The sequence below is a fragment of the Bradyrhizobium sp. HKCCYLRH3099 genome (assembly GCF_051167855.1).
Lineage (GTDB): Bacteria > Pseudomonadota > Alphaproteobacteria > Rhizobiales > Xanthobacteraceae > Bradyrhizobium.
The window spans coordinates 1-13989 of the sequence record NZ_JBNPTW010000003.1; the positions used below are offsets into that span (position 1 = coordinate 1).

Annotated in this window: 13 protein-coding genes; 8 read left to right on the plus strand and 5 right to left on the minus strand. The window is 65.5% G+C overall.

The annotated features are described in order from the left end of the window. Positions 1–1188: 1188 nt before the first annotated feature. A complete protein-coding gene (locus ACQR1Y_RS08335) occupies positions 1189–2301 on the minus strand; it encodes an NAD(P)-dependent oxidoreductase (protein ID WP_434894300.1) in 1113 nt (370 codons plus the stop codon). Between the two features lie 12 nt (positions 2302–2313). Beyond that, positions 2314–2700 carry a hypothetical protein gene (locus tag ACQR1Y_RS08340; RefSeq protein WP_434876331.1) on the minus strand — a complete coding sequence of 129 codons (387 nt, stop codon included), beginning with the start codon at positions 2698–2700 and terminating at the stop codon, positions 2314–2316. A gap of 204 nt (positions 2701–2904) precedes the next feature. On the opposite strand from ACQR1Y_RS08340, the gene ACQR1Y_RS08345 reads away from it, so the two are divergent. Next, entirely contained in the window at positions 2905–3279 is a 375-nt protein-coding gene (locus tag ACQR1Y_RS08345) for a hypothetical protein (protein ID WP_434876330.1), read from the plus strand. A gap of 434 nt (positions 3280–3713) precedes the next feature. On the opposite strand, the gene ACQR1Y_RS08350 is transcribed toward ACQR1Y_RS08345, so the two are convergent. From ACQR1Y_RS08350 to ACQR1Y_RS08360, 3 genes are all read right to left on the minus strand, one after another. After that, a complete protein-coding gene (locus ACQR1Y_RS08350) occupies positions 3714–5006 on the minus strand; it encodes a TRAP transporter large permease (protein ID WP_434858008.1) in 1293 nt (430 codons plus the stop codon). Then, on the minus strand, positions 4997–5542 hold the full coding sequence (locus tag ACQR1Y_RS08355) for a TRAP transporter small permease (RefSeq protein WP_009026326.1): 546 nt from the start codon (positions 5540–5542) through the stop codon (positions 4997–4999). Before ACQR1Y_RS08355 ends, ACQR1Y_RS08350 begins: the two co-directional genes overlap by 10 nt. Positions 5543–5660: 118 nt before the next feature. After that, a complete protein-coding gene (locus tag ACQR1Y_RS08360; RefSeq protein ID WP_434858009.1) occupies positions 5661–6632 on the minus strand; it encodes a TRAP transporter substrate-binding protein in 972 nt (323 codons plus the stop codon). 465 nt (positions 6633–7097) lie between these two features. Between ACQR1Y_RS08360 and ACQR1Y_RS08365 the strand changes: the two genes are divergently transcribed. From ACQR1Y_RS08365 to ptsN, 7 genes are all read left to right on the plus strand, one after another. Further along, complete coding sequence (locus tag ACQR1Y_RS08365) at positions 7098–7712, plus strand: ribonuclease D (protein ID WP_434876329.1); 615 nt, start codon at positions 7098–7100, stop codon at positions 7710–7712. Between the two features lie 152 nt (positions 7713–7864). Beyond that, entirely contained in the window at positions 7865–8560 is a 696-nt protein-coding gene (gene lptC / locus ACQR1Y_RS08370) for an LPS export ABC transporter periplasmic protein LptC (protein WP_434876328.1), read from the plus strand. Positions 8561–8564: 4 nt separating this feature from the next. After that, a complete protein-coding gene (locus tag ACQR1Y_RS08375; protein ID WP_434876327.1) occupies positions 8565–9257 on the plus strand; it encodes an LptA/OstA family protein in 693 nt (230 codons plus the stop codon). A 389-nt stretch (positions 9258–9646) separates the two neighbouring features. Then, a complete protein-coding gene (lptB, locus tag ACQR1Y_RS08380; RefSeq protein WP_434876326.1) occupies positions 9647–10681 on the plus strand; it encodes an LPS export ABC transporter ATP-binding protein in 1035 nt (344 codons plus the stop codon). Positions 10682–10905: 224 nt separating this feature from the next. Continuing rightward, positions 10906–12543, plus strand: a complete 1638-nt coding sequence (gene rpoN / locus ACQR1Y_RS08385; RefSeq protein WP_434876325.1) for an RNA polymerase factor sigma-54 — start codon at positions 10906–10908, stop codon at positions 12541–12543. Between the two features lie 72 nt (positions 12544–12615). Beyond that, positions 12616–13218: a ribosome hibernation-promoting factor, HPF/YfiA family gene (hpf, locus tag ACQR1Y_RS08390; RefSeq protein WP_434876324.1), complete on the plus strand. Its 603-nt coding sequence runs from the start codon at positions 12616–12618 to the stop codon at positions 13216–13218. A gap of 309 nt (positions 13219–13527) precedes the next feature. Continuing rightward, positions 13528–13989: a PTS IIA-like nitrogen regulatory protein PtsN gene (gene ptsN, locus ACQR1Y_RS08395; RefSeq protein WP_011923380.1), complete on the plus strand. Its 462-nt coding sequence runs from the start codon at positions 13528–13530 to the stop codon at positions 13987–13989.

Genomic DNA, 13989 nt, shown 5'->3' on the forward strand with positions numbered 1-13989 from the left:
TGCGCCTCGGCCTCGAAGCCTTCGAACGCATCAAGTTCGGCACGGGACTGAGGCTTCGCGATGTGTGAATCGGACAGCCCCCTTGCGGGGAGGGGTTGGGGGTGGGGGTCCACACGCTCTGCTGCAAGTGATGCGCGCCTCGCTTCATCTTCTTCGAAAGTGACGACGCTCGTCATCGGCGTCAGCGCCCGGAGACCCCCACCCCCTACCCCTCCCCGCAAGGGGGAGGGGAGTGCACCGTCATCGCGGCGAGAGCCGGGCTCAATTGCGTCACGACCGAGCGTCACGCGTCTGCGGTCATGATCGACGTCTTGCATGCGGATCATTCTCATCATCGCGAACAGCGCCCTGTGCCCGGAAGATCTCGGACAAACATCCTCAGCCTCGCGACGCATCTCGCGCCCGAGTTCTGTCGATGGTCTCGCCCCCAAAACACTGAGGGCGCAGGGAGAGCCGGGTGCCGACTGCACCCATGGCCCGCCAGCGAGAAAAAATGCTGGCGGCAGGAACCACAGGTACGCGCCGGATCATCCGGCCCTCCCTGCGCAACGGTTTTAACGGCTGCTTCGCGTTCTCCCTGGTGCGCCGGGCTTGTTGGCCACCATCCCCATGCGAGGCGAAGCCTCGACATGAGTTGATATCAGCATCGGGATATCAGGACCGCGCGACTTGACCGTGCGTGCATCCTTGTTCGTCCGCGCGATTAGCTCACGCTGCAACGACACACGCCCATCGCATCCCACTGCCAACGTCTCGTAACGGTCGCGACACGCCCCTCATGCGGCAGCAGGGACGCGCGGAAATGTGCAGCTGATTTGCCCGACGACACAAGGCCTAATGCTGCGACAGACTGGCACGACGGGCAGTTTGTGCATGAGAGGCATGCTAATAGCTCCGCCGTCATTGCGAGCGCAGCGAAGCAATCCAGGACTCCGGGTGTGCCCCTGGATTGCTTCGTCGCTTCGCTCCTCGCAATGACCCTGGCGAGCATCAATGCCTTGGGCAGGCTGCTGAGGACCGGATCTATTAGATGGCGTGAGTATGTACATCGCGGATGGGGTCGGGATGGGCTCTCACCGTTTGCACCGAATGCGCCAGCGGCGCATCGATAACAGAAGATGCCGTTACCCGTTGCCGTCACAGGCGTAGTCGCCAATCCAAGGCAGCCGGGAGAGTCCGATGGACAGGTCACGTCTTGCGTGACGCCGCGATCACGCGCGCCAGCACCGGCCAATACAGATCGCCATACCCCGCCGCGATCGCCTCTCCGAGCCGCCGGTCGGCAAGCTCCGCGCCGGGCAGGTCGATCTGCACGGACCGGGCGAGATCGAGGGCATAGCCGATGTCCTTGCGCGCATATTCGGTCGAGAATGCGCGCTCGGGATATGTGTCGGGCAGCATCGCCTTCATGCCGTGGTTGCGTAGCGCGAAGCTGTCGGCCGAGCCTTTGGCCAGCGTCTCGAACAGCAGCGTGGGATCGAGGCCGGCGCGCTTGGCGGTCTCCAGCGCTTCGCCGAGCGCCACCACGGTCTGCATCAGCACCATGTTGTTGAGGATCTTCACCACCTGGCCGGCGCCGACGCCGCCGCAATGGGTGATGTCGGTCGCGAACATCGCGATCAGCGGCCGCACTCTTTCAAACGTCGCCGCATCGGCCCCCACCATCACGCTCAAGGTGCCGTCCTCGGCCGCCTGCCGGGTGCGGGCGATCGGCGCATCGGCGTAGGCGGCACCCTTGGCCGCGAAACGCGCGGCCAAGTCCCGGCTGGCCTGCACTGGCGAGGTGCCGAGGTCCACGATGGTGTGACGCGCCTCGACGTGACGGAGCAGGCCGTCGTCGCCGTCGCATACGGCCTGGACGTGCTTGCCGCTCGGCAACGCCATGAAGATCACATCGGCCTCGCGCGCCAGCTCCGCGAGTGACGAGGCCCTGATGACGCCGACGTGGGCTAATCGCTGCAGCGGTGCATCCGCGCGATCGAAGCCGAGCACCGTGGCGCCGGACTTGAGAGCGAGATTGCGGCACATCGGCTCGCCCATGACGCCCAAACCGATGAATCCGATTGCGCCCATTGCAAGTTCCTCTTCATTGGGCCCTGACCATCTCGACGATGGTCGCCAGCGCTGCCGGTTGGCGGAGGCACGCTCGGAATAGTCGTCTGAATATTCGCCGGTGTCGATCGAGTAAACGACCTGCTGGTGATGTCGGCGATGCGGATGTGGATCGAGAGCAGGGCGCCGCGCGCCGGACCGTGACCCGGGCCGACGCGGATCGCAAACCCAAGAATCTGCCGCGATCAGGGCAACGGCCGACTACTCGGTCTCCGCCTCGCCGCTGACGCCCAGCCGGCGCAGCATCACCGTCAGCGCGATCGCCGGCAGCATGATCCACAGCGTGACATCATCCGGCCGGCGCAGCGCGCCCAGCGTGGCGTGACGGGCGAGGACGCGTCCGAGGGCGGTGCGGCGTGAGGTCACGCTGCGCAGCAGCAGCGGCACGCCAAAGACGAAGGCCAGGATGACGACCGTCATCGCCAGCGGCCAGCCGCCGGGAAGCCGCTCGACGCCGCGGGCCGCGAAGCCCACCAGCAGCAGCACGCCGACCAGCGTCACCATGCCGCCGCACAGGCCGGAGGCGACACGGATGAGCAGGTCGTCCTGCATCAGCTCGTGCTCGACCTGGCTGATCAGCTGCTTCATGGCCCTCGCTCCAAGCGCGCGGTTACAGTGAACCGCGATCGTCACTCGAATTCGTGTCGGGAGCACGGTGCAGGTTCGACGCGGGCGTCGCTGTCGGGTGAGCGGCCGCGATGCCGAGCCCTGCGATCTCAGATTGCCGAAGGTAGCATTCTCCCGCTCGGGCTCTGGATCGCCGTTCGCCAGCCGATCTCATTGTCTCGTTCGTTGTCACGGACGCATCCGTTCGGCGCCGGCGGCGCCTATGTCGAGATCGTGAGCCGGACGACCGTCGCGAGCTTCCGCCATCGCCTGTATTGCAAGGGCGACACTGCGCATGTCTATCTGGCGATGATCCCGAACTCGAAATACGATAGCAATTTCGAGACGACGATGCGCGGCATCATGGCGGAGCGCGCGGTCGAGCTGATCAGCGACGCCGGCAAGCGCCGTTTTCCGCTCAAGCTGGCGGCGCTGGAGGCCACGCCGCAGGGGCCCCAGACCTCCGTCCAGATCGTCGGCGCCACCATGGCGGATCTGCAGGCGGCCAAGCGCATCGAGCTTTCCTATGACGGGCTCGGCAAGGTCGATCCGAGCTGCTGATGGGGCTGCAGTTCGACCTCGCCGGCGACCGCCGCAAGATCGGCATCGTCGCGCGCTCCTGCGTGAAGTGAGAGGCGGCGGCGACTTCGTCACTCAGCCGGTCGTCCCGGCCCAGAGCATGTTGTGCGACCCTCCCCTGGAGGGCAGGTCCAGCGCATATGACGATCGAGGTTATGCGCTCGTCTCTCTCCACGTCGTCATGGCCGGGCTTGTCCCGGCCATCCACGTCGTCCGGCATGCTGAGAACGACGTGGATGCCCGGGACAAGCCCGGGCATGACGGAGTAACTCACGTGCAGGATCGTTTGCTGCGACGGTCTAGAATATCCATATGCGATAGCCCTGCTCTCCGGGGGAGGGTGAGAGTGAGGATGTCGCTGTCAGCAAACCATCGCATGCGCGGTTCGCCGGCCGACGCCGGCGACAGCGTTTCACCTATCCCTTATACCCCATCAACAGCCGCGGCAGCCACAGCGAGAACGCCGGGACGTAGGTCACGAACATCAGCGCGGCGATCAGCGCGGCGTAGAACGGCAGGATGGTGCGCATGACGGCGCCGACCGAGATGCCGCCGATGGCGCAGCCGACGAATTGCGTGGTGCCGACCGGCGGGGTGTTGAGGCCGAGCGCGCAGTTGATCAGCATCAGCATGCCGAACTGCACCGGGTCCATGCCGGCCTTCATCGCGATCGGCAGGAAAATGGGCGTGCAGATCAGGATGGTCGCCGCCATGTCCATGAAGGTGCCGAGCAGGAACAGGATGATGTTGATCAAGAGGAAGATCATCCAGGGCTGCGACGACACCTTGTTCATCAGGTCGCCGGCGAAATCGGCGACCTCGTAGAGTCCCATCAAATACTGGAACATCGTGGAGACGCCGATCAGCAGCAGCACCACGCCGGTGGTCTTCACCGCCTTGGCCGCGGCTCGCAGGAAGTTCTGCAGGGTCATGGTGCGGTAGATGAAGAATGTCAGCAGGATCGTGTAGGTGACCGCAACGGCGGCGGACTCCGTGGCGGTGAAGACGCCGGACAGGATGCCCGCGAGGATGATGCCGACGATCAGCAGGCCGGGCAGCGCCGCGGCGAACGAGCGGAACACTTCCGACCAGCCGGGAAACTTGCCGGCGGGATAGCCGCGCTTCACGGCGACGGCGTAGGCCGCGACCAGCATGCAGACCATCAGCACCAGCGCCGGCAGGAGGCCCGCCGCGATCAGCGCGCCGATCGACACCTTGCCGCCGGCGGCGAGCGCATAGATGATCATGTTGTGGCTGGTCGGCATCAGCGCGCCGACGAGCGAGGCGTGGGTGGTGACGTTGACGGCGTAGTCGGTGTCGAAGCCTTCCTTCTTCATCATCGGGATCATCACCGCGCCCATCGCCGAGACGTCCGCGACCGGCGAGCCGGAGACGCCGCCGAACAGCGTGCAGGCGACGACGTTGGACATGCCCAGCCCGCCGCGGATGTGGCCCACGAGGTTCTTGGCGAGCTGCACGATCTTGTCGGCGACGCCGCCATGCAGCATCAGCTCGCCGCTGAACACGAAGAACGGGATCGCGAGGAACGAGAAGATGTTCATCCCCGACATCATCTGCTGGAAGATCACGGCGACCGGCAGGCCTTCGTAGAGAATGGTGCAGATGGCGGAGAGGCCGATCGCGAACGCCACGGGGACGCCGAGGATGAGGAAGCCGAAGAAGGTGGCGCCGAGAATGATCAGTTCCATGACGGGACGACCTCTTCACCGCGCAGCAGGGCGATGATGTGCTCGATGGAGAAGGAGACGATCAGCAATCCGGAGACGACCAGCGGGATGTAGCGGACGAGCTCGGGCAGGCCGAGATTGGCGATCTTCACGGTGCCGACGGAGGCACCGAGGATCCAGCCGTTATAGGCCATGGCGATGCCGAACAGCGCGACCAGCACGTGGATCACGAGCTCGATCTTCTCGCGCGTCGAGTCCGGCAGCATCACGAGAAGGCTGTCCATCCCGATGTGTCCAGCGTCGCGCACGCCGACGGCGGCGCCGATCAGGGTGACATAGAGGATCAGGACCAGCGCCAGATTCTCGGTCCAGGTCGGGCTGGAGTTGAGCACGTAGCGGCCGAACACCTGGTAGAAGACGATGGTGACGATGACGAGCAGGCCGGCGACGGACAGATACATGCCGAGCCGCGCGATGACCGCGTTGATCCGCGACAGCGGGCCGCGCGACGGCCGTCCTTCCCCGTGCTCGTGGTCGCCGACATGTGGGTCCGTCATTCCCGTCCCTCCCCTGGCTTTGCTCCGGCGCCGCCTGATGGCGACGCCGGATCTCTGTTTGTTGTTCTTGGTCGATGTCGTTGACGTCGCGACTTTGACGTCGCGACGTCGAAGTCGCTTACTTCGTGTCCTGGATGCGCTTGACGAGGCTCGAAAGCTTCTCGTCGCCGGCGAACTTCTGGTAGACCGGCTTCATCGCATCGACGAATTCCTGCTTGTTGGCGACCGTCACGACCTGGACGCCGGCGGCTTCGACGATCTTGCGGGAAGCCTGCTCGCGCTCGTCCCACAGCTTGCGCATGACCGGCACGGACTCCTTGGCGGCCTTGCGGACCATCGCCTGGTCTTCCTTGCTGAGCGTGTCCCAGACCTTCTTCGACATCACGAGGACTTCCGGCGCGAGCGAGTGCTCGGTGATGTTGTAGTACTTGGCGGCCTCGAAATGGCGCGAGGATTCGTAGGACGGCCAGTTGTTCTCGGCGGCGTCGACCAGGCCGGTCTTGAGCGCGGTGTAGACCTCGCCATAGGGCATCGGGGTCGGGTTGGCGCCGAGGCTCTGGATCATGCCGACCCAGAGATCGGACTGCTGGACGCGGATCTTGAGGCCCTTGAGGTCGGCGAGCGACTTGACCGGCGCCTTGACCGTGTAGATCGAGCGCGCGCCGCTGTCGTAATAGGCCAGGCCGATCAGGCCGGCCGGCTCCATGGCGGCGAGGATCTCGTCGCCGATCGGGCCATCGAGCACGTTGCGCATGTGCTGGGTGTCGCGGAACACGAAGGGCAGGCACAGCGCCACGGTCTCGGGCACGAAATTGTTGAGCGGCGAGGAGTTGATGCGCATCATGTCGAGCGCGCCGATCTTGAGCTGCTCGATCGTGTCCTTCTCGGAGCCGAGCGCGCCGTTCGGGAACACCTTGACGCCGAGCTTGCCGCCGCTCGCGGCCGCGAGCTGCTTGCCCATGAACTTGACGGCTTCGACGGTCGGGTAGTCGGCGGGATGCACGTCGGCGGAGCGGAAGTCGCGGGCGATCGCCAGGGGGGACGTCACCGCCAGCACGGCGGCCGCAATGATCCCGGTCAGTGTCTTCATCTCGGTTTCCTCCTGTGATTGTGTCGTTGGTGGGCAGATACTGCAGGCCGCCTTGGGTCGCTCCACTCCAGATGCGAAGTCAAGCGCCATCGTCGTGCCTAGGGGGACCGGCATTGTCTGTCCAAGCCAAAGGCGGCATCGATCAATGCAGGACTTGCATCGATCGACGAACGACGATTTTGCTGCGATGCAAACGGGGGACGCGCCTGTTCTCGCCGGAGGTGGTCGTCGCGCCCTACAACCGCGGCGATGCGGCCGGCGGGTGTCTGATGCGGGCAGTGCGCGTCCGGTCCGGCCCTTGCGCCGAGGCGGCCGGGCTGGCATTCCCTCGGCAGATTTCGCGGTCCGGCGCCCGCGTTTGCCGGTTGGTTACCGGCGCCGGGCTACAGCCGGCGTCTGAGCGCTTCCTGCGGCGTCGCTTCGGCCCGTCGCGTCCGACACGATTCGACCGAGGTTTTGACATCCATGACCGTCCGCCTGCACCGTGGCGACCTGCCCGATCTGTCCCGCTACACGACCTCGGTCGCGATCGACACCGAGACGATGGGGCTCAATCCGCACCGCGACCGTCTCTGCGTCGTGCAGCTGTCGCCCGGCGACGGCTCGGCCGACGTGGTGCAGATCCCCAAGGGGCACACCGACGCGCCGAACCTCAAGGCGCTGCTCGGCAATCCCGACATCACCAAGATCTTCCACTTCGCGCGCTTCGACGTCGCGACACTGTTTCATACGTTCGGCGTGATGCCGCAGCCTGTGTATTGCACCAAGATCGCCTCGCGACTGGCGCGCACCTACACCGATCGCCATGGGCTGAAGGATCTCGTCCGCGAACTGCTCAATGTTGATCTGTCGAAGCAGCAGCAGTCGAGCGATTGGGGCGCCGATACCCTGAGCGAGCCGCAGCTTGCTTACGCCGCCTCCGACGTGCTGCATCTGCATGCGCTGCGCGAGAAGCTCGACGTGATGCTGGCGCGGGAAGGGCGGCTGGCGCTGGCCCAGGCCTGTTTCGCGTTCCTGCCGCATCGGGCCACCCTCGATCTGGGCGGATTCGAGGCGGAAGACATCTTCGCGCATTCCTGAGGTCGGCAGGGCGTTCAGGATCATTAATGTCTCTTAATGATCGCGCCCTGCCCTGCGTCGCGATTTCGCGCCAGTTCCAGGCTGCAATGGTTCGTCCGCCCATGGTAGGCTGAGCGCTGTTTCACGCGCATTCTGCGTCCGTCGGAGCCCTGGTGAACTCGGTCAACAACCCCGTCTACGACCCAACCCTGCAGGCGCGCTTCGCGGTCGCGGCGCGCCACAGCCGCTTCGTGCGCCTGCTGCGGGTGGCGGTGCCGGCGGCGGTCGGACTGGCGATGCTCGTTCTCTTCTACGCCGCATATGATGTTCGCGTGACCGTCAATACCGGCAACCTCACCGGCAACCTCGTCGTCTCCGGCCGGAAGATCACGATGGAGACGCCGCATCTCACCGGCTTCACGCCGGACCAGCGGCCGTATGATCTGGTCGCGCAGACTGCGGTGCAGGACCTCACCGATCCGAATCATGTCGAGCTCAACATCCTCCGCGCCAAGGTGCTGATGGAGGATCAGTCGACGGTGACGCTCAAGGCCAATACCGGCGTGTTCGACACCAAGCAGCAGCAGCTCGAACTGAAAAAGGACATCCTGCTGACGACCTCGACCGGCTATGAGGCGCGCCTCAGCCGCGCCTCGGTCGACATGGCCAAGGGCACCGTGAGCTCGGACGAGCGCGTCGACGTCAAGCTCACCAACGGCACCCTGTCGGCGGACAAGCTGCGCATCACCGAGAATGGCGAGGTCATCCGCTTCGAGGGCAATGTGGTGATGAACCTCGACAACATGAATGCCGCTCCGGCCACGACGGCCAGCGCTGACGCCGGCCGTCCGGCCCGTAACACGAAGTGATCCGATGACCACCTGCCTCACCTTGTCTCCAGCCCTTCGCGCGGCCGGCTTCGCTGCACTGGCGCTGTTCGCCCTCGCCGATTCGTCGCAGGCGCAGAGTGCGACCACCGGCGTGCCGAACGCGATGCAGGGCTTCTCGCAGAACCGCGACCAGCCGATCCAGATCGAGGCGGCGTCATTGGAGATGCGCGACAAGAAGAAGGAGGCGACCTTCTCCGGCAATGTGAAGGTCGTGCAAGGCGACACCACCATGACCTCGAAGTCCCTGGTGGTGTTCTATGACGGCGGCGCCCAGCAGGGCGGCGCCAAGCCGGCCAAGGCGGCGCCGGCCGCCGCGCCCGGACCGGAGGGCAGCTCCGCCATTCGCCGCATGGAGGCGCGCGGCGACGTCAAGGTGACCCAGAAGGACCAGGTCGTCACCGGCGAGACCGCGGTCTACGACACCAAGACCAACATGATCACGATGCAGGGCGGCGTGGTCATGACCCAGTGCAAGAACGTCATGCGCGGCGACCGCCTGACCGTGGACATGACGACCGGCGTGTCGCGGGTCGAATCCGACGGCGGCCGCGGCGTGCAAGTGCTGCTGCCGAATGCGGGCTCAGGCTCGGGCACCGGCGGCGGATGCGGTCCGTCGACAGCCTCGGGCGCCGGGTCTGCCCCGCCGCTCCAGCTCGGTCCAGGCAAACCCAAGTGATCCTAAAGCCGAGTGATCACAAACTGAGTGATCTCAATTATTTACCGGAACGCTCGCGGCTGCAGTTGAACCCTGCCGCAAGCGCCTCTATCTAGCGGTCGGCGGATTCTGTTGCAGGACGGTACAGTTGGCGTATCTCGACGCCGCTGCCTGGACCGCGGCGGGTGATGCCGGACACGATTGCGATCTTGCGATCGGTCGCCTGCTCTCGCGACCGCGACTTCGCCGTCAAACGATGAACTCCGGAGCGCGGGCGTTGCTCGCGCTTTGGCCGGCCTCGCGGCTCGTGTGATCCGCGGGTGAGGTGACATGCGTTCGCTCGCGGTGAGCGGGCGAGCCAGCGCTGCGGCCGGTGACGGGCAGCTTCGAAGGGCGTAAGCGAAGCGGGGATGGTGGATCTACTCGGCATGTTTCGTGGGCGTCCCGCCAAGCGCGGCCAGCGTGGCTCGGTGCGGCGGCGCGACGACATCACGGCCATGGACGATCCGTTCAATCCCTCGCAGGTCGACGATCCCCTGGCCGCGCTCGCCGACTCCGTCCGCAATGAGTCCGCGCGTAACGAGCAGCAGCCGGCGATGCGCATCAATCCGCGCTCGCCGCAGAACACCGAGCAGATCCAGCGCAAACGGCCGGCCTCGCAGCCGGTGCCCGCCAAGCCGCGCAGCAACGGTACGGGCGGCGGTGTGCAGCTGTTGCGCCGTCCCGGATTCCTGGCGGTGCATTCGATCGAGAAGAGCTTTGGCAGCCGCCAGGTCGTGCGCGGCGTGTCGATCTATGTCCGCCGCGGCGAGGCGGTCGGATTGCTCGGGCCGAACGGCGCCGGCAAGACCACCGTGTTCTACATGATCACCGGGCTGATCAAGGCCGATCGCGGCGCCATCGAGCTCGACGGCCACGACGTCACGCGGCTGCCGATGTATCAGCGCGCAAGGCTCGGCATCGGCTATCTGCCGCAGGAGGCCTCGATCTTCCGCGGCCTCACGGTCGAGCAGAACATCCGCGCCGTGCTCGAAGTGGTCGAGCCCTCGCGCAAGAAGCGCGAGCGCGAGCTCGATGCGCTGCTCGAGGAATTCACCATCACGCGGCTGCGCAAGTCGCCGTCGATCGCGCTGTCCGGCGGTGAGCGCCGCCGCGTCGAGATCGCGCGCGCGCTCGCCACGCGCCCGAACTACATGCTGCTCGACGAGCCGTTCGCCGGCATCGATCCGATCGCGGTCGGCGACATTCAGCAACTGGTGCGCCATCTCACCAATCGCGGCATCGGCGTGCTCATCACCGACCATAACGTCCGCGAGACGCTGGGCCTGACCGACCGCGCCTACATCGTCTATGCCGGGCAGATTCTCACCGAAGGCAGCCCCGAGGAGATCGTCGCCGATCCCGACGTGCGAAGGCTCTATCTCGGCGAGGAGTTCAGGCTGTAGGATACCGGACGCGGTCTTTGTCGGCTTTGTCGTCGGTATTGTCGCGGGTGTGACAGGCGACGGAAATGCTGCAATTCACGCTGTTTCCGTTCGGCTCCCGAGGGCCGGTAACCTCGTCTTGTCAGGCGCGCCATACTCCGTTTTTCTTATTCGTCAAGCCGTGTACATCGCGCGCAGATTAGGATAAGCAAGAATTGGACCAGTAAGGGAATGTTCTTGCTCCCATGGCGTTGACGCAGAGATTAGAATTCCGCCAGTCACAGTCGCTGGTGATGACGCCGCAGCTGATGCAGGCGATCAAGCTGCTGCAGCTGTCCAATCTCGACCTCTCCACATTCGTTGAAGAGGAGCTGGAGCGCAATCCGCTGCTGGAGCGCGCGAGCGACGGTCCGGAAGCGCCGGTCGCCGGCGAGCAGCAGATGGCCGAGCGCAGTGAATTCTCCGAGGGCGGGGAAGCCGGTGGCGAGGATTTCGGCGACGGCGGCAGCTCTGCCGGCGAGAGCTATGAGAGCGCCCCCGAAGACTGGATGAGCCGCGATCTCGGCACGCGTACGGAGATCGAACAGACGCTCGATTCCGGCCTCGAAAACGTCTTTTCTGAAGAACCTGCGGAAGCGGCGGCGCGCAATGCGCAGGACGCCGCGCCGACGACCTACACCGAATGGGGCGGCGGCGCCTCCGGTGACGAGGACTACAATCTCGAAGCCTTCGTCGCCGCCGAGACCACGCTGTCGGATCATCTCGCGGAGCAGGCCGCGGTGGCCTTCGTCTCGCCGGCCGACCGCATGATCGGCCAATATCTGATCGATCTCGTCGACGAGGCCGGCTATCTGCCGGCCGATCTCGGCCAGGCGGCCGACCGGCTCGGCGCCGAGCAGGCCGATGTCGATGCTGTCTTGGGCGTGCTGCAAACCTTCGACCCGCCCGGCATCTGCGCGCGCAATTTGAGCGAATGTCTCGCGATCCAGCTGCGCGAGCTCGACCGCTACGATCCGGCGATGCAGGCGCTGATCGAGCATCTCGATCTCCTGGCGAAGCGCGACTTCGCCGCCCTGCGCAAGCTGTGCGGCGTCGATGACGAGGACCTCGTCGACATGATCGGCGAGATCCGCAGGCTCGATCCGAAGCCCGGCCTGAAGTTCGGCACCACGCGCACCCAGACCATGGTGCCCGACGTCTATGTGCGTCCGGGTCCCGACGGCGGCTGGCTGGTCGAACTCAACAGCGACACGCTGCCGCGCGTCCTGGTGAATCAGGTCTATTACTCCGAGCTGTCGAAGACGATCCGCAAGGACGGCGACAAGTCCTACTTCACCGACTGCCTGCAGAATGCGACGTGGCTGGTCCGCGCGCTCGACCAGCGCGCGCGCACCATCCTGAAGGTGGCAACCGAGATCGTGCGCCAGCAGGACGGCTTCTTCACCCATGGCGTCGCGCATCTGCGCCCGTTGAACCTGAAGGCCGTCGCGGACGCGATCCAGATGCACGAATCGACGGTGTCGCGCGTCACCGCCAACAAATACATGGCGACCAATCGCGGCACCTTCGAGCTGAAATATTTCTTCACCGCCTCGATCGCGTCGGCCGATGGCGGCGAGGCGCATTCGGCTGAGGCGGTGCGGCATCACATCAAGCAGCTGATCGATGCGGAAGATCCCTCCGCAATTCTCTCCGACGATACCATCGTCGAGAAGCTGCGCGCCGCCGGGATCGACATCGCGCGCCGCACGGTCGCGAAATACCGGGAGGCGATGCGGATCCCGTCCTCGGTTCAGCGCCGACGGGACAAGCAGAGCATGCTGGCGCATGCGATGTCGTCGCCGGCCCTTGCCGACCGGACCCGGGATACCGCGTCAGTTTGACCGTGCCGCGCGATTGCGCCTTAACCAAATAGGCTTAGTGTCGTCATCGGTTCACATGAATCGAGGCGACACATGACCCTGCGGATTTCCGGAAAAAGCATCAGCGTCAGCGAAGCGCTGCGCGGCCGCGTCAGCGAGCGCACCGACGAGGTCTTACGCAAATACTTCGACGGCAATTATTCCGGCCACGTCACGCTCTCCAAGGACGGCTTCGGGTTCAAGACCGATTGCGCCCTGCATCTCGATTCCGGAATCACGCTCGAGGCCGAATCGAACGCTGCGGACGCCTATGCCAGCGCCGATCAGGCGCTGCTGATGATCGAAAAGCGGCTGCGCCGCTACAAGAGCAGGTTGAAGGACCGCTCCGCGCGCAAGACGCATGCGGCCAACGCCGCGCTGGCCGGGCTCGACGGCGAGGTGCTGGATGCGCCGAGCTATGTGATCGAGGCGCCCGCCGAGGGCGACGAGGAGATCACCGGCTACAATCCCGTCATCATCGCCGAGAACACCACGGCGCTGAAGCGCCTGTCGGTGTCGGAAGCCGTCCTGGAGCTCGACCTCTCCGGCGCGCCCTGCATGGTGTTTCAGCACGGTTCGAGCGGCCGGGTGAACATCATCTACCGTCGCGCCGACGGGAATATCGGCTGGGTCGATCCGCCCGCCGTGAAGCCGTAATCGTACGGGTGACCCGGCCCGTCAGCGGAGCGAAAACGGGTTCCCGGTCAGGTGCTTGACCGGGGCTTGCGACGCCACGCCACGGCGGCGAAACGGGCGGCCGGGCGTTGGCGCCTTCAGACCGCCACGCTCGGCGATCTTAAGGATAGGCCGGGGGAACATGCTTGCGGGAGTTGGCACCGCCGTTGCGTTGGGGTAGAAGCCCCCGCATCGGACACGGGTTAAGCCCGCCTGCCGCCTCAGCTTCTTGACGCCGGTCTGTCCCGACCTATTTCGCACACTGACGGTTCAATCACCTCGGAACGCCCTATGCCGATTACCGATCTGGTCGCACCCGAGGCGATCCTGCCGGCTTTGAAGGTCATCAGCAAGAAGCAGGCGCTCCAGGAACTGGCGGCGCGTGCGGCTGCGCTGACCGGGCAGAACGAGCGCAGCGTGTTCGAGGTGCTGCTGCAGCGGGAGAAGCTCGGAACCACGGCCGTCGGCTACGGCGTCGCGATTCCCCACGGCAAGCTGCCGAAGCTGGAGAAGCTGTTCGGCCTGTTCGCCAGGCTGGAGCGGCCGATCGATTTCGAGGCCATGGACGGCCAGCCGGTCGATCTCGTCTTCCTGCTGCTCGCCCCCGAGGGCGCCGGCGCCGATCATTTGAAGGCCCTGGCGCGGATCGCCCGCCTGCTGCGCGATCAGGACGTCGCCAAGAAGCTGCGGGCGTCGCGCGATGCCCAGGCGATCTATTCGGTGCTGGCCCTGCCGCCGGCCTCGGCGGCCTGA